The following is a 20560-nucleotide window of genomic DNA, read 5'->3' as shown; positions in this document are numbered from 1 at the left end:
AACAAATCAGCACTGTGGGGAAACGGTTACCCCTTGCCTTTTACACTGCTGATAAAGGTGGAACGGGCAGTGGTTGAACCTAAACGTTCGGCTTCATCAAGCAGTTTCAGCGCTTTATCAACGTCGCCGCGCTTCACCGCCTGCTTAATGGCGTTGTTGAAGTACTCTTCGGTGTCGTTCAGTACCGGTTCGGCTTTCTTCGCCGGGGCTGGCGCTGCGGTAGCGACCGGTGCGGCTGCCGCGGCAGCTGGGGCGGCGTAAGCAGGTGCAGCCGTGTTGCCCACCGTAACAGGGCCGTTACCGGAGGAGCCAAACAGCGGGCCAACCAGCACGCTGGAACCGCTGTTTGTTTTCACCTTCAGCTTTAACGTTCCGTCGGTGACGTGACGGGCGATCGGGTCTGGAATATCCGGAACCGCGTTACCGGTGCCTTTTGCGTAGGCTTTAGCCGGATCGAGCAGCGTGGTGGTCTTCTGGAGATCCTGCTCGGTGGTAAAGACCAGCACGTAGAGTTTTTGCTGGCCCAGCGCAGGCGTCAGGCGCATGACGCCTTCCAGACGATCTGCGCTCATCACGCCGGGTTCCTGATAGGTAAAGTATTCGCTTGGGAAAAAGGCAGATGGCGTCATGTTCTGATCGAGAATCAGCACGTTAGGCGCAAATACGCTCGTCTGCTTGTTGACTTCACTGGTCAGGGTAATGGCCAGTTCACCGATATTGGCGGGTACGCTATACGCAGCGACCGGGCCGGTAATACCCGGAACATTAAGCGACTGGCCGGCCGTTGAGAGCTGGGTGGTCTGGGTTTTAGACTGATCGACAGGCGTCCAGACAAGCTGTTGCAATGCCGCTGTCGGAATGGCTGGCGCAGATGTTGTGTTTTGCGGAACGAAATTGACGTTAGCGAGCGTTACGGCAGGCGCGCTTGCCAGCAGCCCTGCGGATAAACAAAGGGCAAGGAGAGTTTTGTTCATTTTCATTGTTATCACCTCAAAATGCACAGGTTCAGCGGTAGCCAGGCAATAGCGCGCCGTCCCAAGGATTGAGGGGCTTGCGCCCCTCAGTTTGGTCATTACGTCAGATTAAGACGGGATTACCACCAGATTTCCATCTGGGCGCCGAAGGACCACTCATCGCTGTCGCCGCGGCTGAAGCTTTTCGCAGTGGTATCGCTATAGGCCATGCCTGGGGTGTAACCCGCAACGGAGTTTTTACCGGTTGGCGCATAACCCCACTTCTCATCCCACTTCGCATAGGTTGCGAATACGCGGATTGCCGGACGTGACCAGATGCTGTCGCCTGCCTGCCACTGCTGGGCCAGGGTAATTTTATACTGGTCGTTGGTTTCGCCGGTTTCCTGGGATTTGACGTTGTCATAACCCACTTCCAGCAGGGTGCTCATGATTGGCGTCCATTTGTACATAGGACGAACGCCCACGGTCCACCATTTGGTACCGTTGTTGTTATCCCAGTTGATATCCTGGTACATACCGACATACATCAGGTCCCAGCTATCGCCCAGAGAGATAGCACCGTGGTCAAGTACGCGCCACAGGTGACCGTTGTTGTTGATGCCGTAGTTGATATCGTCGGAGGTACCGATGTTCGAACCCTGCGACAGACCTTTGCCCTGAGAGGTCATAGAGTCAGTTGCATATTGCAGAACGAACTTGTTGTAGCCTTTCAGCATGCTCTGCGTGTGTTCAGCGGTGAACATCCAGCCATCTTTGGATGCGCCATCGATCAGATGATAATCATCACGTGGGTTTGCGCGACCGTAGTCAACGCCAAGCTCCAGGGTACCGCCCGGGTTAATTTCCATCTGGGCTAAACGGACGTCAAAGACATCGTTCGCCGTGCGGGTGGTGTAATCATAGATGCTGTTGCTGGCGAAGGATGAAGAACCGCCTGCTTCAGAAGAACGGGTTGCAGCCAGAGAGAGCTTACCGAAACCGACGTCAATGTTTTCCAGACCCGCACCAGGACCTGAAATATCCCAGTAGTAGAAGTCGATCATGTGGACGTCGTGACGCTGATAGAAGCGCTTACCGGCCCAGATGGTGGAACCCGGCAGCCATTCGATCAGGTTTTTACCCTGCACGTTAGCTTCACGGAACGCCGGGTCAGTCGCTTCCCAGTCGTTCTGCTGCGCCACGGAGTACGCTACGTTGGTGTCGAAGTAGAAGCTCTTGTCACCTTCTTTCCACACTTCCTGGCCCAGTTTCAATTCCGCATAGGTTTCACATTCGTTACCAAGACGGTATTTACTTTGAGCACCGGTTGCCTGGAAGCACTGTTGTTCGCCGCCACTACCCGTCCAGCCGATACCGGAACGAGCATAACCATGGAAATCCACGGCCAGTGCCTGAGCAGACATTACGCCCGCTGCGACGGCAACTGCCAGAGGAAGTTTGCGCAGAGTAATCATCATTCTATCTCCTGAGATCATTGCTTTTCTTTGAACACTTCACCTGTCGGTTTCGTGTCTTCTTTTGGGATTGCTTAAACGCCTGGCTCTTTATGCAACCGACGACATGCAGTGCCATCCTCACGGAACAGATGGCAGCGCTCTGGCGGCAAGCCGATAGCGAATGTGGCACCCTCTTCTACCAACACCACGTCATTCTGGCGGTAGACCAGGTTCTGACGGATGGCGGGGATCTGGATATGAATCTGTGTTTCGTGACCAAGCTGTTCGACGACCTGAACGTCACCTTCCAGGGTCACATCGGCGATGTGGCTCGGCAGCAGATGCTCAGGACGGATACCGAGGGACATATTTGCCCCTACCTGTACGTTGGCGCTGTCGACCGGCAGCCAGACCTGCTGGCGGTTTGGCAGCTCAACCTGTACCTGTTCAATCGCTGTCGCCGTCACTTTGACGGGCAGGAAGTTCATCTTTGGCGAGCCAATGAAGCCCGCAACAAAGCGGTCTGCCGGATAGTGGTACAGCTCCAGCGGTTTGCCCACCTGCGCCACGCGACCTGCGTCCAGCACCACGATTTTGTCGGCCAGAGTCATCGCTTCGACCTGATCGTGGGTGACGTAAATCATCGTGCGGCCAAGGCGCTTATGCAGACGGGAGATTTCGATACGCATCTGGACGCGCAGGGCGGCATCCAGGTTAGAGAGAGGTTCATCAAGCAGGAACACGCGCGGTTCGGCCACCAGCGTACGGCCAATCGCCACGCGCTGACGCTGACCGCCGGAGAGCGCTTTCGGTTTGCGCTCCAGCAGGTGAGCCAGCTGTAACACTTCCGCGACCTGCGTGACGCGCTGGTTGATGACCTCTTTCTTCGCGCCGGCCAGCTTCAGGCCAAAGGACATGTTCTCGGCAACGGACAGATGGGGATAAAGCGCATAAGACTGGAACACCATGCCTACGCCGCGTTCGGCAGGCGGGATGTCGTTCATTCGGGTATCACCGATCAGCAGGTCGCCGCTGGTGATGGTTTCAAGACCGGCAATCATACGCAGCAGAGTCGATTTACCACAGCCTGATGGGCCGACAAACACTACAAATTCGCCTTCGGTGATGTCCAGATTGATATCTTTCGACACCACTACGTCGCCCCAGGCTTTCGTTACATTACGCAGCTGTACGCTCGCCATGCCCTTCTCCCTTCGTTACAACCTGTCACCGACAGAAACATTCAAGATAAGTTCACTATGGGGTATCCATTACTTTCGTGAATCCTCCACCCCCCGCCTTTTTTATGGGGGAGGAGGCGGGAGGATGAGAGAGCAGGCTCTGCGACCGCATCCGGGGGGCTGAGGCGAAATTCGTGAAGCCGCCTGCAAAATTCGGTGGGTTTTTATGTGCGCCAGCACTCATAACTTAAATTTATGCAACGGAGATCACACAAACGGGGGGTGGGGCGTAGGGGTTGGGAGGATGGAAAGAGGATGTCAAATAAGGAGACTGAGTCACGTTGAACCACCTTATGTATCCACGAGCACATCACCAAAAAGGATGGCAGATATGAATATCAAGACTGGCGCACGCGTTTTCGCATTGTCCGCCCTTGCAGCAATGATGGTTTCCGCCCCAGCGCTCGCCAAAATTGAAGAAGGCAAGCTGGTTATCTGGATTAACGGCGACAAGGGCTATAACGGCCTGGCCGAAGTGGGCAAAAAATTCGAGAAAGACACCGGTATCAAAGTTACCGTAGAACACCCGGACAAACTGGAAGAGAAGTTCCCGCAGGTTGCGGCAACCGGCGATGGCCCGGACATTATCTTCTGGGCGCATGACCGTTTCGGCGGTTACGCGCAGTCTGGCCTGCTGGCTGAAGTCACCCCGGACAAAGCTTTCCAGGACAAGCTGTTCCCGTTCACCTGGGACGCCGTTCGCTACAACGGCAAGCTGATTGCTTACCCTATCGCGGTTGAAGCCCTGTCTCTGATTTACAACAAAGACCTGGTGCCTAACCCGCCGAAAACCTGGGAAGAGATCCCGAAACTGGATAAAGAGCTGAAGGCGAAGGGTAAATCCGCCCTGATGTTCAACCTGCAAGAGCCGTACTTCACCTGGCCGCTGATTGCTGCCGACGGCGGTTACGCGTTCAAGTTTGAAAACGGCAAATATGACGTGAAAGACGTGGGCGTGGATAACGCGGGCGCGAAAAAAGGCCTGACCTTCCTGGTTGACCTGATTAAGAACAAACACATGAACGCCGATACCGACTACTCCATCGCGGAAGCGGCGTTCAACAAAGGCGAAACCGCGATGACCATCAACGGTCCGTGGGCCTGGACCAATATCGACAAGAGCAAAATCAACTACGGCGTGACGCTGCTGCCAACCTTCAACGGCAAGCCGTCTAAACCGTTCGTGGGCGTGCTGAGCGCGGGCATCAACGCCGCCAGCCCGAACAAAGAGCTGGCGAAAGAGTTCCTGGAAAACTACCTGCTGACCGATCAGGGTCTGGATGAAGTGAACAAGGACAAACCGCTGGGCGCCGTGGCGCTGAAATCCTTCCAGGATCAGCTGGCGAAAGACCCACGCATCGCGGCAACCATGGATAACGCCCAGAAAGGCGAAATCATGCCGAACATCCCACAGATGGCTGCGTTCTGGTACGCCACCCGTACCGCCGTCATCAACGCTGCAAGCGGTCGTCAGACTGTCGATGCCGCGCTGAAGGATGCTCAGGGTCGTATTACCAAGTAAGCAGAAGAACGGCGGGTGGCGCGTACGCCGCCCGCCCTACAACTACGGCACGATCCGTAGGTCAGGTAAGCGCAGCGCCACCTGACGAAAAGTTTCCACCGTTGTAGAGGAAGAACCCCATGGATGTCATTAAAAAGAAGCACTGGTGGCAAAGCGACGCACTGAAGTGGTCAGTGATAGGTCTGCTGTGTCTGCTGGTGGGTTACCTTGTTGTTTTAATGTACGTACAAGGGGAATATCTGTTTGCCATCATGACGCTGATCTTAAGCTCTGCTGGCCTGTATATTTTCGCCAACCGTAAAGCCTATGCCTGGCGTTATGTTTACCCAGGGGTTGCCGGGATGGGGCTGTTTGTTCTCTTCCCGCTGATTTGTACCATCGCCATTGCGTTCACCAACTACAGCAGTACCAACCAGCTCGCGCAGGAGCGCGCTACTCAGGTGCTTCTGGATCGCTCTTATCAGGCGGGTAAAACCTTTAACTTCGGCCTGTATCCTGCGGGTGACGAGTGGAAGTTAGCGCTTACTGACGGTGAGAGCGGCAAAAACTATATTTCCGACGCGTTCAAATTTGGCGGCGAGCAGACGCTGGCCTTAAAAGAGTCCGCGGCCCTGCCGGAAGGTGAACGTGCCAACCTGCGAATCATCACCCAGAATCGCCAGGCGCTGACCCAGCTCACCGCCGTGCTGCCAGACGAAAGCAAAGTGACCATGAGCTCGCTGCGCCAGTTCTCCGGCACGCAGCCGCTTTATACCCTGGCGGACGACGGCACGCTGACCAACAACCAGAGCGGCGTGAAGTACCGTCCGAACAATGATATTGGTTTCTATCAGTCCATAACGGCCGACGGCAAATGGGGTGATGACAAACTCAGCCCGGGCTATACCGTCACCATCGGCTGGGACAACTTTACCCGCGTGTTTACCGACGAAGGCATCCAGAAACCGTTCTTCGCCATCTTCGTCTGGACGGTGGTCTTCTCGGTGCTGACGGTGATCCTGACCGTGGCCGTGGGCATGGTGCTGGCCTGTCTCGTGCAGTGGGAGTCGCTGAAAGGCAAAGCGATTTACCGCGTGCTGCTGATTCTGCCTTACGCCGTACCGTCGTTTATCTCGATTCTGATTTTCAAAGGGCTGTTTAACCAGAGCTTCGGTGAAATCAACATGATGCTGAGCGCGCTGTTCGGCATCAAACCGGCCTGGTTCAGCGACCCGACCACCGCCCGCTCGATGATTATCATCGTGAATACCTGGCTGGGTTATCCGTACATGATGATTCTGTGCATGGGGCTGCTGAAGGCTATCCCGGACGATCTTTACGAAGCCTCGGCGATGGACGGCGCGGGTCCGTTCCAGAACTTCTTTAAAATTACGCTGCCGCTGCTCATCAAGCCGCTGACCCCGCTGATGATTGCCAGCTTCGCCTTTAACTTTAACAACTTCGTGCTGATTCAGCTGTTGACCAATGGTGGCCCGGACCGTCTCGGCACCACCACGCCGGCAGGCTATACCGACCTGCTCGTGAGCTACACCTACCGTATCGCCTTCGAGGGCGGCGGCGGTCAGGACTTCGGCCTGGCGGCGGCGATTGCCACCCTGATCTTCCTGCTGGTTGGCGCCCTGGCGATTGTTAACCTGAAAGCCACACGAATGAAATTTGACTAAGGAGGGCATCGATCATGGCAATGGTACAACCCAAATCTCAGAAACTGCGCCTCCTCGCGACGCACTTAGGCCTGCTGATTTTCATCGCGGCGATTATGTTCCCGCTGCTGATGGTCATCGCCATCTCCCTGCGTTCGGGTAACTTTGCGACGGGGAGCCTGATCCCGGATGAAATCTCCTGGGAGCACTGGAAGCTCGCGCTGGGCTTCAGCGTTGAGCACGCCGATGGCCGCGTCACGCCGCCTCCGTTCCCGGTGCTGCTGTGGCTGTGGAACTCGGTGAAAGTGGCAACGATTACGGCGATTGGCATCGTGACGCTCTCCACCACCTGTGCTTATGCCTTCGCCCGTATGCGCTTCCCGGGCAAAGCGACGCTGCTGAAAGGGATGCTGATTTTCCAGATGTTCCCGGCCGTGCTGTCTCTGGTCGCGTTGTATGCCCTGTTTGACCGTCTCGGCCAGTATGTGCCGTTTATCGGCCTGAATACCCACGGCGGCGTGATCTTCGCCTATCTCGGCGGTATCGCCCTGCACGTGTGGACCATCAAAGGCTATTTCGAAACCATCGACGGCTCGCTGGAAGAGGCAGCGTCGCTGGATGGCGCTACCCCGTGGCAGGCGTTCCGTCTGGTGCTGCTGCCGCTGTCCGTGCCGATTCTGGCGGTGGTATTTATCCTGTCGTTTATCGCGGCGATCACCGAAGTACCGGTCGCCTCACTGTTACTGCGCGATGTGAACAGCTACACCCTGGCCGTAGGTATGCAGCAATACCTCAACCCGCAAAACTACCTGTGGGGCGACTTTGCCGCGGCGGCCGTACTCTCCGCCATCCCGATTACCGTGGTGTTCCTGCTGGCCCAGCGCTGGCTGGTGAATGGCCTGACGGCGGGCGGCGTGAAAGGTTAAGTTTCATTTGTTATGCCACTGCAACCCTCAACTTTAGACGTATTGTATTGACCCAACTTGTGACTGTTATTCGGCGCTCTTCGGAGCGCCATTTTTTTATTCGCGTTTCAGCCGCTTCGAGTTGCACAGCCAGAGGGTGATCACCAGCAGCAGGATCGCCGCCGAGTAGATCAGCACGTCGAGCGGGGATTTATGATCGACGATGATCAGCCGCACAATCGCAGTGATACCTATGTAGACAAAATAACGTAGCGGGAAGTGAAAGCCGGACTGAAAGTACTTCACAATCAGGGCAATAAACTCGAAGTAGAGAAAGTAGACCACCAGCCCTTCCACCAGCGCATATTTGCTGGTTTGCTCAGGGGCGAACAGCACATCCGCCAGATGCACCGTCTCTTTACCGAGAAAGACGACCAGGATCAGGCCAAGGCTCAGCAGACCGAGGTTCAGCACGGTCTGGAGTATCGTTGAGATAAACTCAACGCGCGGACGAGTCAGGGATGTCATACAGCACCTCATTCTCCAGGGCGAGGTTCCTGTATAACGCAAAAATGTGACGGGGATCTATATTTTTTGTTTATGTTTTGTCCAGATGAACATTCTTGCCGGGCGGCACTGCGTTTGCCCGGCCTACAAAAACACTCTCGTAGGCCCGGTAAGCGCAGCGCCACCGGGCAAATAAGCATCAGCGGAAATTAATGTTCTTATCGCTGGTCATATCATACAGCTGGAATTTACGTCCAAGCTGCTGACCGCCGTCGCGCGTCAGCGGCGTCCAGCCCACTGCCGCACGGCTGCGGGTTGGGCCTGATGAGAACAGATCCAGCGGAATCGACACGTACACCCCTTTGGTGAAGTCCCCTTCCCCGTACTCGTCCGGCGAAACGTTGGTGATGGTGGCGTAGCCGCCCACCACGACGCCGCTGTCGAAGTGTTTGGAGATATCCAGCGTGCCGCCCTTATCGCCCGCCAGATACTGGCCGACGCTGGCTTTCACCAGCACGTCCTGCGCGAACGACGGCGTCCAGTAGGCGGTCAGGTGGCCGGTTTTGACGCTGTAGTCGGTGAACTTCATCATGTCCTGCGCGCTGCGCCAGTCACGCTGCTTAACGTAGTTGGCATCAATGCCAAACGCCCAGTTGCTGTCGACAGGGCGATAAAGCACTTCTGCCCCCGCGCCGCCGTACATGGTTTCCAGATACCCGCCGTACACCTGGCCGTAGAAGCCGTTGCCGAAGTACTGGAAGTAGTTAGCCTGCAGGTTATTCACGTAGGCATCGTTCTGCACGTACTCACGCACGCGGGTACGTACGCGCGGCAGCGTCGAGTCTTTTGGCGGGTTGGTGTAGTTGAATTTGTCGTAGTTGTTGGCGATGTTGCCGAACAGGCTGCCGGTGGTCAGCAGGTGGTCGGTGACCCACAGATCCGCCGTTGCCATGACGCCCAGCTGATACATGTAGAAGTTTTCCGGCCCGCCGACGGACTGGTTCAGCACCGGATCGATATGGAAATCAAAGCGTGATTTGTCGATATACCAGCCCTGCTCGGTGGTTTCCGGCACGATCGGCTCTACGCGTTTTTGCACCAGTTCGGTTTCATGCCCGAGCGGTTCGCCTTCCAGATGGCGCTTAAGGCTGGCGACATCGGTTTCGGTGGTGACCTGCGGCAGATTCAGGCGGTTTTCCGTCACCCGGATCGTGCGGATCCCGTCCGGGAGATCGTTCATCACGATCCGGTTGGCGCGTTCGATCCCTTCCCGCGAGTCGCGGTATTTCACCTGCTCGCCGGTGACGTACAGCGTATCGCCTTTCACCTGAATTTTCGGATCGGCCAGGCCAGCGTTGTATTTCAACAGCGTCAGCTGGTTTGCCACCACGGAGTGCTGCAGAATCGCATCCTGCGGCTCCGGCCGATAGGCTGGCCGCGCGTTATCGTTGTAGTGCGGCCGCATGTCGTTGAAGTTGGTGCGCAGCGTGAAGCCAAACATCACCGTGTTGCCACGCTCGTAGCTGAGGTTAACGTCGGCCCAGTCGGTGACGCGGTAAATGGCGCCGACGTTAAACTTGCTCTTCTGCTCAACCTTCCCGGCGAAATCCTGGGAGTAGTCGTTACCTTCGTACTCCAGCTTCAGGCGCAGCGGCTGCCACGGTGTCTGGTATTCCACACCGCCAAACAGCGAGGCGGGGCCGTGGAACATCTGGTCACCGTTGATGGAACCCGCTTTCTTGTAGCTGTTATCGCGGTAGCAATATTTATCGCTGTAGGTACAGAACGGGTTTTTGACGTTGCCGCTGGTGCCGAGATAGCCCCAGCCAAGACCGAGAGAAAAATCAAACGGTCCCCAGGCCTTGCTGGCCACGATGTATTCCGCGTCGAACAGGCCGGTCCCGCCGATATCTTTTGCCCCCACGGAGACCTGCGGCATCCAGTAGCTCTCTTCCCACAGGCGCAGTTTGACGTCGAAAGCTTTATCTTTGTAGGTCTGATCGCCGGAGAACGCATCGACGCTGCTGTACTGTTTCGTACGCACGTCGGTGTAGCGCAGCGTGGTTTCGAGCCACGGGAACAGCTGTACGGAGGCGGAATAGTAGCGATACTGGTCGTTATCGCGATAGTTCAGGCTAATTTCCCCTTCACGCGCCATGCGCGCGGTGGGCGTTTGCAGCAAACCGACGCCGCCGAAGTCTGACTGAGACGGGCCAATGGGTGCCGGATAGGTTTCTGCATGGCAGGCGGCGCTCACACAAAGCGCCAGCATGCTGTAGAGATAGGTTCTTTTCATTATTCCGGTATCCGCTGTGTCAGGGAGTGAAGGATATCGGCGTTAAGCCCGTCATACGCCTTCGTCCAGAAATGGTCGGCAAAACCGACAAAAATAATGCTGCCTGGCATGGGTTCGATATGGCGTTTATTCCAGTACGCCACCGGCGCTTTTTGCGTATGCCCGTCCGGATAAATAATCCACGCGTAGCTGTTATCCGCGCCGCTCAGCAGGCTTTGTTCGTCGAGATAGCTCGCCACATCACGACCGGGCGTAAAGGGCTTTTTACCGGGACTGCTGATAAGCCCCATTACGGTCACCGTCGTCGGCTTCACCGGCAGCCAGAGCGTGTAATCCCCTACCAGCGTTGGGTTGCCGTTTTCCGTAACGCGCACTTTATCGGGATCCAGATTCACCTTCTGGCGGCCTGTCACCTTCAGCGCCTGAAGCTGCTGGCGAACGCTGTTAATGGCAGCGGCATCGTCGCCGTCTTCCTGCTCCGCCAGACCCGTCAGGCGGGCCAGCAGGGCACGATGTTGTTGTTCCGTCTCAACCGTCGCCTGGCGCTCGCCGATCACGGCCCCCGGCCACCAGCTGTTGGCCAGCCTTGGCTGCCCGACGAGATCGAGCAGATGCTCTGCATTGGTTAAGGTTTTGGGTTTTTCACTGTCCGGCGTGTAGACCTTTACCGTTCCTGCGGACCATGCCAGCGGCGCGGCAAGACTGGCGAGAAGCGCAACGTGGATGAGCGTTTTCATGATTTCGCCGCCTTGATCAGGGTGGTTTTCACCGGGAAGAAACCGGCACCGAGATATTGCAAGGACTGACGAATTTGCCCTTCCTCATCAATCCAGAAGCGGTTATGCCACGTAGCCTGGTCAGTCGTCACCTCTTCGTCCAGCACGCGCACCTGCGTTTCGTCGCTACCCACTTTCACGCTGTCTGTACCGTCCCAGCGGAAGGTAGAGCGCGCCGTGGCATAACGAACCTGCTTGTGCTCGGTCCAGCCCAGGGTGCGCGTCCAGCTTGCGCCATCGACGATCTGATTCGGCTTGATAAGCGGATCTTCCGCGAGGTTGTTGACCTCAAGCAGGTTGTCGCCGCCGAGCAGCGTTTTCACCATTCGGCCATGCTGCGTCACGATGGTGGCCTGATCCTGCGTCACCCATTTCTGCTGCCCGTTTTCATCGAAAGCGAGCACCACAAACAGCTGCGGGCCATCATTAAGCTGCATGTACTGGCTGGCATACGGCATGTTCTGAAGTTCGTCATCGGTCAACTGCACGCCCGGTGTGCCGAACATGCTTTCCCACAGTGAGGTTCCCAGCCCTTTGGTGGTGGCTGAGCACGCCTGCAACAGCAGGCAAATCAGAATGATTGCAGGTCGCTTCACGACTCTTCTCCGAAGGGGCGAAATAACCACACCGAAGTGTGGTTATGATTAAAACACCCGGTATTACTGGGTGCTGGTCGTCGTAGTGGTCGTGGTTCCGGTATTGGAGCCATCACCGCCACCGGTTGCCGCCAGCGCGACACCCACGGCTGAACTTACGGCGCTGGTGCTGGCTGCGGTAGAACTCCCCGCAGACGCAGACGTCGCTGCCGACCCTGCTGCTTCCCCGACCTGGACCGGAGCTGCATAGACAGACGTCGCCGCAAGTGCAGATATGGCAAAAATGCCATACAGTACTTTCTTCATAACAATTTCCCTTCAATGAATGAATGGAGATTTGCCCGAAAAGAAATTCAGGCGGAATCGAGTATACACAACTAAAGCAGAGGGTTTACCGTGGCTGGAAATAGGGAGTGGGTTTTCGGACTAATGGATAAAACTGAAACGAAAGAAAAATAAATTAAATATATAAGCAATTAAAATCAAATAGTTATAATATAATCACATTCACTACATGCTGCGTATTTTCTTAAAATAAACCGCAGCAATTAACGGGTTAACCGTCTTTTTCGGATTAAACTCAGAGCCGGAATTTGAGTTAACTAACAGACATCAGGAATTATCCGATAAAAAAATGCCGGCATATCGCCGGCATTTTTCATGACATATTAATTACGCACGCCATGCTTTATAACGGTTGATCAAACCGTTTGTAGAGCTGTCGTGACTGTCGATGGCTTTATCGTCACCCAGCTCTGGCAGAATGCGGTTCGCCAGCTGTTTGCCCAGCTCAACGCCCCACTGGTCAAAGGTGAAGATGTTCAGGATAGCGCCCTGCGTGAAGATCTTGTGCTCATACAAGGCAATCAGCGCACCCAGGCTGAACGGGGTGATTTCGCGCAGCAGGATGGAGTTAGTTGGACGGTTGCCTTCGAACACTTTGAACGGCACAACGTGGTCCAGGGTTGCCGGATCTTTACCCTGGTCACGGTATTCCTGCTCTACCACCTCGCGGGATTTACCGAACGCCAGCGCTTCGGTCTGTGCGAAGAAGTTAGACAGCAGCTTCGGATGGTGGTCGGACAGCGGGTTGTGGGTGATAGCCGGGGCGATGAAATCGCACGGTACCATTTTGGTGCCCTGGTGAATCAGCTGGTAGAACGCGTGCTGGCCGTTGGTGCCCGGCTCGCCCCAAATGATTGGGCCGGTCTGGTAATCCACCGCGTTGCCGTTACGGTCAACGTACTTACCGTTGGATTCCATGTTGCCCTGCTGGAAGTAGGCCGCAAAGCGGTGCATGTACTGGTCGTAAGGCAGAATCGCTTCGGTTTCCGCACCGAAGAAGTTGTTGTACCAGATACCGATCAGCGCCAGCAGCACCGGCAGGTTTTTCTCAGGGGCAGTGGTAGAGAAGTGTTTATCCATCGCGTGCGCGCCGGAGAGCAGCTCAACGAAGTTGTCGAAGCCCACGGACAGGATGATGGACAGACCGATTGCAGACCACAGAGAGTAGCGGCCACCAACCCAGTCCCAGAACTCGAACATGTTCGCGGTGTCGATACCGAACTCGCTCACGGCTTTACCGTTGGTGGAGAGCGCCGCAAAGTGTTTCGCCACGTGCTTGTTGTCGCCTGCGGTTTTCAGGAACCAGTCGCGCGCGCTGTGGGCGTTGGTCATGGTTTCCTGCGTGGTAAAGGTTTTGGACGCCACCAGGAACAGGGTGGTTTCCGGATTCACGTTTTTCAGCACTTCGGCGATGTGGGTACCATCGACGTTAGAGACAAAGTGCATATTGAGGTGGTTTTTGTACGGACGCAGCGCTTCGGTCACCATGAACGGACCGAGGTCAGAGCCGCCGATACCGATGTTCACCACGTCGGTGATTGCTTTGCCGGTGTAGCCTTTCCACTGGCCTGAGATGATCGCTTCGGAGAAGGTTTTCATCTTTTCCAGCACCGCGTTCACTTCCGGCATGACATCTTTGCCGTCAACGATGATTGGCGTATTGCTACGGTTACGCAGGGCCACGTGCAGCACGGCGCGGTCTTCGGTGCGGTTGATCTTCTCACCGGAGAACATGGATTTGATGGCGTCTGCCAGTTGGGTCTCTTTCGCCAGGTCCTGCAGTTTTGCCAGCGTCTCTTCGGTAATGCGGTTCTTGGAGAAATCCACCAGCATCAGGTCGTCGAAGGTCGCGGAGAACTTAGTGAAACGATCGGCATCTTTCGCGAACAGGTCCGCGATGGTGACGTCTTTCATTTCATCAAAATGTTTCTGTAGTGCCTGCCAGGCAGCGGTCTGCGTTGGGTTGATGTTTTTCATTAGCAATACTCTTCTGATTTGAGAATTGTGACTGCGGTCGATTGTAGCGCCTGCAAATAAAAATTGTGATGGTTTTTATGCCATTGCCCTGGTCTGCATCAAACGCAGGTGAAAAGACCCGAAAAGTATAGCTGCTGTCGCGCCCTTCCGGCGTGGCGAAATGTTGGTCAAAAGGGGGTAAAAAGGAGCATAAAATATGGGCCTGTTATAAGTCCTGTTTCTCAGGGGTACCCCCCCATAAAAAATCCGCATAATCCCAGCATTGACAGGACCTCCCCCGCATTTTATTTATAGGGCCGTATTTTGCGCCTGCACCTGTTTTCGTTTCACTCTTGTGCCAAGGTCGCTTATTCATTCCCTGACACGAGGTTGTTATGACGAGTTTTGTGGTCGCCAAGTTTGGCGGCACCAGTGTGGCCGATTACGATGCCATGAACCGCAGCGCCGATGTGGTGCTGGCCGATCCGAATACCCGCCTGGTGGTGCTCTCTGCATCCGCCGGCGTGACGAACCTGCTGGTTTCTTTGTCTGAAGGACTGGAAGCGACCGAACGTTTCGTGAAGCTGGATGCACTGCGCAAAATTCAGTTCGATATTCTTGAACGTCTGCAAAACCCGAACGTTATTCGTGAGGAAGTGGAGCGCCTGCTGGAAAATATCACCACCCTGGCAGAAGCCGCGTCACTGGCAACCTCCACCGCCCTGACCGATGAACTGGTCAGCCACGGCGAGCTGATGTCCACCCTGCTGTTTGTTGAAATCATGCGCGAGCGTAACGTTCAGGCCCAGTGGTTTGACGTGCGTAAAGTGATGCGTACCAGCGATCGTTTTGGGCGCGCCGAACCGGACGTTGAGATGCTGGCCGAGCTCACCAACCAGCAGCTGGCGCCGCGCCTGGCAGAAGGCATGGTGATCACCCAGGGCTTTATCGGCAGCGAAGCAAAAGGACGCACCACCACGCTTGGCCGTGGCGGCAGCGACTACACCGCCGCGCTGCTGGGCGAAGCGCTGCACGCGACCCGCGTGGATATCTGGACTGACGTGCCGGGTATTTACACCACCGACCCGCGCGTGGTCTCTGCGGCAAAACGTATTGATGTGATCGCATTTGAAGAAGCGGCGGAAATGGCCACCTTCGGCGCGAAAGTGCTGCATCCGGCAACGCTGCTGCCTGCCGTGCGCAGCGATATTCCGGTCTTCGTTGGCTCCAGTAAAGATCCAAAAGCGGGCGGGACGCTGGTCTGCAAGAAAACCGAGAACCCGCCGCTGTTCCGCGCGCTGGCCCTGCGCCGCCGCCAGACGCTGGTCACGCTGCACAGCCACAATATGCTGCACTCCCGCGGTTTCCTGGCGGAAGTGTTTGGCATCCTGGCGCGCCACAATATCTCTGTAGATTTGATTACCACTTCCGAAGTGAGCATTGCGCTGACGCTCGACACCACGGGTTCCACCTCCACGGGTGACACCCTGCTGACGCAGTCGCTGCTGATTGAGCTGTCTGAGCTGTGCCGCGTGGAAGTGGAAGAAGACCTGGCGCTGGTGGCCATCATCGGTAACAAACTGTCGCGCGCCTGTGGCGTGGGCAAAGAGGTCTTCGGCGTGCTCGATCCGTTCAACATCCGCATGATCTGTTACGGCGCATCAAGCTATAACCTTTGCTTCCTGGTCCCTGCCGATCAGGCTGAGCAGGTGGTGCAGAAACTTCATCAGAATTTGTTTGAATAATTTTTTCGCAAAAAAGATAAGCCGGGCCCTGTGCCCGGCTTTTTATTTCGTTGTATCACCCGGTCAAATATCACAGGGCATAAGGCAAATTTTCTGTCAGCGGAACTTTCTTTATTTTCAACAGGCACACTCTTTTGCTGAAGGAAAAATGAGATGAAAAAAGCCCTGATCGTTATCGCAACACTCTTCGTATTTACCCACCAGGCACTGGCGGCCCCACGGCCCATCGCTGCCGGTGCCTACAAAATCACTATGCCGAACGTTCGTAATGGTTCATGTTTCCCTGCCATGCCTAATTACAGTAAAGACCTTACTGTTGCTGGCGGCACTGAGCCTGTTCATGTATCAAGGCATCACATCATCCCTTACAACCTGCTGCGCGATTTTTATAACCGGGCGCTGCAAGAAAAAGCGTTACCTAAACTTCGTAGTCTATTTTTGACTCTCCGGGATAATCTGCGAGATTATGCCAGCGCAGGAAATTGTGCTGTTAACGCCGACGATTTAGCGGGAACAGCAAACCTTATCGATATGATAATCAACGGCACGGTGACCAATAATCCTGCGGCGGCATTTCCTGACTATTTTGACGACTTTGCGTCGTTCTATGCCTGGCTACCGGGTAATTTATTTATTGGTCCGACAAACAGAAATGACGACCCCGAAGATGAGTTCGAAGCCAGAGCAGGCGTCGTCGTGGGTGATAACTTCTCGCTTTATGAACGCGCAAATAAAAACATGAAGTCCTATGTGGCAACAGGGGATGCAAGTTTGCTTTTAAGCATTAACAGCGACTTAACGAGTATTGCCAAAAAGAAAAGCGTATATCCACTGGATGGCCACAACTGGAACCTGTCTCGTGAAGGACACTATGTTTTGCGCTAAATAAGACTCAAAATGATTTAACCGCGCTCGTGGTAATCATATATCTGTCTGTCAGTATGCTTTACACTGAAGCCTCCCCATCAGGAGGCTTCAGCAATGGCTACACCACGTTTGACCCAGAAAGACATGACGGAAGCCGAGCAGCGCGAACTGAAAACGCTTCTCGACCGCGCCCGCATCGCGCATGGCCGCACGCTGACGAACGCCGAAACCAATCAGGTGAAAAAAGAGTACATCGATAAGCTGATGGCGCAACGTGAGGCTGCGGCGAAGAAAGCCCGCAAGCTGAAAAAAGAGCAGGCTTATAAGCCGGATGCAGAGGCGACCTTTTCCTGGTCCGCCACGACATCAACCCGTGGAAGGCGCTAATCAGCGCCCTTTCTTTTTGCGCCCCGGCTGGGTAAAGCGTTTTCCGTTGCCCGGCTTGCCTCGCCCTTTCTCTTCCGCCTGCGGTGCCTTCACGACCGGACGCTTTATCGCCTGCGTTTTCGGTTTCGCTTTAGCTTTCGGCTTCGCTTCGGACGAGGAGTTCTCGATAAGCTTGAACAGTTCAATCAGCTCGTCATCCGTTAAGTCACGCCACTCGCCCAGCGGGATCCCGGTCAGGCTAACGTTCATGATGCGCGTGCGTTCCAGCTTCGTCACTTCATAGCCGAAGTGCTCGCACATGCGGCGGATCTGGCGATTCAGGCCCTGCACCAGCGTGATACGGAACGCAAACGGTGCTTCTTTTTTGACCTTACACTTCTTCGTCACGGTGCCCAGGATCGGCACGCCTGCGCCCATGCCACGGATAAATTCGTCAGTCACCGGCTTGTTCACCGTAACGATATACTCTTTCTCGTGGTCGTTACCGGCACGCAGAATTTTGTTGACCAGATCGCCGTGGTTAGTGAGGAAAATCAGCCCCTGAGAATCTTTATCCAGACGGCCAATCGGGAAGATACGGCTGCTGTGGTTCACGAAATCAACGATGTTGTCCCGCTCGCCATCTTCCGTGGTGCTGACAATCCCAACCGGCTTGTTCAACGCGATAAACACCAGGTCTTCTGCATCACGCGGTTCGATGACCTGACCATTCACTTTAACCACATCGCCAGGGACCACCTGATCGCCGATGGTGGCGCGTTTGCCGTTAAGAAACACGTTACCCTGTTCAATGTAACGGTCAGCCTCGCGACGTGAGCAGATCCCGCTCTCGCTAATGTATTTGTTTAATCGGGTTGATTGAGTTGGCAGCATAGTTTCTCCTGTGAAGGGCGAAATATACCTTACCTTGCGGCTGACAAAAAAGTGTTAGTAACCGTTGATTAAAAAATCGAGTGCATCCCGCAATGAAGCCCGGTTTTGCGTAAGATCGGCAACACGCTCACCTAACTCTCTTGGCGATATGCCAGCCATCATGTGCATCATGACCACGCAGGGCTTACCCGCTATCTCAACGACGGGGCACACTTTCGCAGGCGGCTGAATGCCTCCCAGGTGGCTAAGCTCAACTGCGGGGGCAACCAGAACATGCTTCATCACATTAGCCACGGGATGCTGCATATTGATTAGCCAGGGATAGGCAGTTTTTCCCCTACCTTCATTCTCATAAGCAAAATATTGCTCCATCAAAACGACCTCTGAAAATCACTAAAGGAGCCGTTTTCATCAACCCAGTGGTTAATGGCCTCGATAGAAGCTTTATTTTCTGCTAACCACTCTGCGCGCTGATGCGCACGAAACTGTTCCTGCAGTGCAGCCGTGAGCACAGCGGAAAGATTAAGTTTAAGCCGTCGCGCCTCTTCAAGAATGTCTGGTGCTAACGACACATTGACTGATTTTTTAATGCCAGGAGTAGTGCGCATGAGAACCCCCATCGGAATGCGCATGAATTGACGAAGTGTAGCGTAATAAACGAGCATTTTCTATTCCCTTCAAAATGTAAGGTCTGAAGAGTAAATGCTGCTTTATAAGGTGTCACGCCTCGCAAAACGGTTTTGCGAGGCGCTTTCAGAGATTAATACTCGTCCCGTTCGTCATCTTCATCCGGCTGTTCCATCACGCTGTACGCCACCGCGCAGAACAACGAATTCAGGCGTTTCATATCTCCCAGCAGCCCCAGGTGCAGGGAGCTGGTCTCGATGCTCTGCACGTTCTGCTGGTGCAGACGCTCAACATGGGCGTGCGAGTAGCGGCGGTTGAGGATGCGGAAACGGTGTTTGTTGCGGCGCAGGCGGCGCGCGCTCGGCACGTCGCTGGAGAAGAAGACTGACATCGCCAGCTTAAGGTTACTCACCAGCTGTTCGTGGAGCGCTTCGAGCTCCTTCAGCCCTTCTACAGAAAATGCGCGACGCGCGGCCAGCGACTTATCGGCGATCTCACTGCCCATACGCTCAACGATATCCGAAGCCTGCTCGAGGTTAAGCGACATCTCGATGATTTCCGCCCAGCGGCGGGATTCCTCCTCCGCCAGCTCGTCCTGCGGGATACGCGCCAGATAAAGCTTGATGGCGGTATAGAGCACGTTGATGTCGTCCGCCAGCCTGCGCAGCTCTTTCTCTTCGCGCGGCTCGCCGTGCATCACCTTCTGCAGCCCTTCAAGCATGGTTTCCATTGCATCACCCATGCGCAGCGTTTCGCGGGCGGCGTTGGCGATAGCCAGCGCGGGCGTGTCCAGTACGGAAGTATCCAGATGCTTCGGTTTCAGGCGCGCGTCCAGCTCCGGTTCATCACGGATAAGGCGCTCGCAGAAGCGGGCCATCGGCGCGGCAAACGGCACCATCGCCAGACAGCGCACCAGGTTGTAGAAGACGTGGAAGTAGATTACCAGCTCCGCTTTCGGCAGCGGGAGGTTGTCCATCAGGTTCGCCAGCGGGTGCACAAACGGCAGAATAATCAGGCTGCCCACCAGCTTAAACAGCAGGCTCCCCAGCGCCACGCGGCGGGCAGCGGCATTGGCGGCGCTGTTGTTGAGCATCGCCAGCAGGCCAGAGCCGAGGTTAGCGCCGATCACCAGACACAGCGCCACCGGGAAGGAGATCGCGCCCGCGGCGGTAAGCGTGGCCGTCAGCAGCACCGCCGCCAGGCTGGAGTAGCTGACAATGGCAAATACCGCCCCGATTAGCGCATCCAGCATGATATCGCCAGTCAGCGAGGCGAAAATGACCTGCACGCCGTTGGCCTGGGTGATCGGCGTCACCGCCTGCACAATCAGCTCAAGCGCCAGCAGGATAAGGCCGAGGCCAATGCCGACGCGGCCCAGCTGCCCGGCACGCGTCTGCTTGCGGCCAAGGAAGAAGATGACCCCAATGAAAATCAGCAGCGGCGACAGCCAGGAGAGATCGAACGTCAGGATACGCGCCATCAGTGCGGTACCGACGTCGGCACCCAGTACGATCACCAGTGCCGGGGCGAGCGCGACCAGATCCTGCGCCACAAACGAGGTGACGAGCATGGTGGTGGCATTGCTGCTTTGCACCAGCGCCGTGACGCCAATCCCCGCGCAGAAGGCGAGCGGCTTCTTCTCAACGCTGCCGCTGAGAACGGTACGTAAACGTGCGCCAAACACGCGCATCACGCCGGTGCGGACAATATGGGTACCCCATACGAGCAGTGCGACTGCCGAAAGCAAATGTAACAACGTCAGCACGGAAGTGGGTTCTCCTTATCGTTATAGATTTTATGATTGAGTATAAGGGTTTAAACGTAAGAAAGAGACAGGGCACCGTTGTGGTGCCCTGTTTGTTGT

At 55.5% G+C, this 20560-nt stretch carries 19 protein-coding genes; 6 read left to right on the top strand and 13 right to left on the bottom strand.

The annotated features are described in order from the left end of the window. Positions 1-26 precede the first annotated feature (26 nt). From malM to malK, 3 genes are all read right to left on the bottom strand, one after another. Entirely contained in the window at positions 27-980 is a 954-nt protein-coding gene (gene malM, locus MX657_RS01340) for a maltose operon protein MalM (protein ID WP_119916536.1), read from the bottom strand. Positions 981-1093: 113 nt separating this feature from the next. After that, complete coding sequence (locus MX657_RS01335) at positions 1094-2431, bottom strand: maltoporin LamB (RefSeq protein WP_154643332.1); 1338 nt, start codon at positions 2429-2431, stop codon at positions 1094-1096. Positions 2432-2502: 71 nt separating this feature from the next. Then, positions 2503-3612, bottom strand: coding sequence for a maltose/maltodextrin ABC transporter ATP-binding protein MalK (malK, locus tag MX657_RS01330; protein WP_080329931.1), 1110 nt, complete (start codon positions 3610-3612; stop codon positions 2503-2505). A gap of 370 nt (positions 3613-3982) precedes the next feature. Here malK and malE point away from each other — a divergent pair, with 370 nt between their 5' ends. The 3 genes from malE to malG all read left to right on the top strand — a co-directional run bounded on the left by malE (position 3983) and on the right by malG (position 7742). Continuing rightward, the gene (gene malE / locus MX657_RS01325) at positions 3983-5173 is read left to right on the top strand and encodes a maltose/maltodextrin ABC transporter substrate-binding protein MalE (RefSeq protein WP_023331781.1); all 1191 of its coding nucleotides are present in this window, start codon (positions 3983-3985) and stop codon (positions 5171-5173) included. A gap of 119 nt (positions 5174-5292) precedes the next feature. Then, positions 5293-6837 (top strand): maltose ABC transporter permease MalF, encoded by a 1545-nt coding sequence (gene malF, locus MX657_RS01320; RefSeq protein WP_252003063.1) that lies wholly within the window; start codon positions 5293-5295, stop codon positions 6835-6837. Positions 6838-6851: 14 nt separating this feature from the next. After that, positions 6852-7742 (top strand): maltose ABC transporter permease MalG, encoded by an 891-nt coding sequence (gene malG / locus MX657_RS01315; protein WP_006810496.1) that lies wholly within the window; start codon positions 6852-6854, stop codon positions 7740-7742. A gap of 96 nt (positions 7743-7838) precedes the next feature. Here malG and psiE read toward each other — a convergent pair whose 3' ends face one another. From psiE to pgi, 6 genes are all read right to left on the bottom strand, one after another. Beyond that, positions 7839-8249: a phosphate-starvation-inducible protein PsiE gene (gene psiE / locus MX657_RS01310; protein ID WP_000202963.1), complete on the bottom strand. Its 411-nt coding sequence runs from the start codon at positions 8247-8249 to the stop codon at positions 7839-7841. A gap of 178 nt (positions 8250-8427) precedes the next feature. After that, a complete protein-coding gene (locus tag MX657_RS01305; RefSeq protein ID WP_346807049.1) occupies positions 8428-10524 on the bottom strand; it encodes a YjbH domain-containing protein in 2097 nt (698 codons plus the stop codon). Then, complete coding sequence (locus tag MX657_RS01300; RefSeq protein WP_119916531.1) at positions 10524-11261, bottom strand: capsule biosynthesis GfcC D2 domain-containing protein; 738 nt, start codon at positions 11259-11261, stop codon at positions 10524-10526. Before MX657_RS01300 ends, MX657_RS01305 begins: the two co-directional genes overlap by 1 nt. Then, positions 11258-11896, bottom strand: coding sequence for a YjbF family lipoprotein (locus MX657_RS01295; RefSeq protein ID WP_080329927.1), 639 nt, complete (start codon positions 11894-11896; stop codon positions 11258-11260). The genes MX657_RS01300 and MX657_RS01295 overlap by 4 nt, the downstream gene beginning before the upstream one ends. Positions 11897-11959: 63 nt before the next feature. Continuing rightward, a complete protein-coding gene (yjbE, locus tag MX657_RS01290; RefSeq protein WP_003860341.1) occupies positions 11960-12202 on the bottom strand; it encodes an exopolysaccharide production protein YjbE in 243 nt (80 codons plus the stop codon). A gap of 366 nt (positions 12203-12568) precedes the next feature. Next, positions 12569-14218: a glucose-6-phosphate isomerase gene (pgi, locus tag MX657_RS01285; protein WP_080329926.1), complete on the bottom strand. Its 1650-nt coding sequence runs from the start codon at positions 14216-14218 to the stop codon at positions 12569-12571. Between the two features lie 374 nt (positions 14219-14592). Between pgi and lysC the strand changes: the two genes are divergently transcribed. The 3 genes from lysC to MX657_RS01270 all read left to right on the top strand — a co-directional run bounded on the left by lysC (position 14593) and on the right by MX657_RS01270 (position 17196). After that, a complete protein-coding gene (gene lysC, locus MX657_RS01280) occupies positions 14593-15942 on the top strand; it encodes a lysine-sensitive aspartokinase 3 (protein ID WP_041911575.1) in 1350 nt (449 codons plus the stop codon). A 153-nt stretch (positions 15943-16095) separates the two neighbouring features. Next, positions 16096-16827 (top strand): hypothetical protein, encoded by a 732-nt coding sequence (locus tag MX657_RS01275; RefSeq protein ID WP_119916529.1) that lies wholly within the window; start codon positions 16096-16098, stop codon positions 16825-16827. A 96-nt stretch (positions 16828-16923) separates the two neighbouring features. Beyond that, a complete protein-coding gene (locus MX657_RS01270; protein ID WP_032662654.1) occupies positions 16924-17196 on the top strand; it encodes a DUF3811 domain-containing protein in 273 nt (90 codons plus the stop codon). Here the strand turns inward: MX657_RS01270 and rluF are convergent, their stop codons facing one another. The 4 genes from rluF to MX657_RS01250 all read right to left on the bottom strand — a co-directional run bounded on the left by rluF (position 17197) and on the right by MX657_RS01250 (position 20461). After that, on the bottom strand, positions 17197-18069 hold the full coding sequence (gene rluF / locus MX657_RS01265) for a 23S rRNA pseudouridine(2604) synthase RluF (protein WP_080329923.1): 873 nt from the start codon (positions 18067-18069) through the stop codon (positions 17197-17199). It abuts the gene before it with no gap. Between the two features lie 54 nt (positions 18070-18123). After that, a complete protein-coding gene (locus MX657_RS01260; protein WP_119916527.1) occupies positions 18124-18441 on the bottom strand; it encodes a CcdB family protein in 318 nt (105 codons plus the stop codon). Continuing rightward, positions 18441-18734 (bottom strand): type II toxin-antitoxin system CcdA family antitoxin, encoded by a 294-nt coding sequence (locus MX657_RS01255; RefSeq protein ID WP_119916526.1) that lies wholly within the window; start codon positions 18732-18734, stop codon positions 18441-18443. Before MX657_RS01255 ends, MX657_RS01260 begins: the two co-directional genes overlap by 1 nt. Positions 18735-18829: 95 nt before the next feature. After that, positions 18830-20461, bottom strand: coding sequence for a Na/Pi cotransporter family protein (locus tag MX657_RS01250; RefSeq protein ID WP_080329920.1), 1632 nt, complete (start codon positions 20459-20461; stop codon positions 18830-18832). Positions 20462-20560 lie beyond the last annotated feature (99 nt).

Source organism: Enterobacter chuandaensis (assembly GCF_039718975.1).
GTDB lineage: Bacteria > Pseudomonadota > Gammaproteobacteria > Enterobacterales > Enterobacteriaceae > Enterobacter > Enterobacter chuandaensis.
This window is presented reverse-complemented; position numbering and strand designations above follow the sequence as displayed.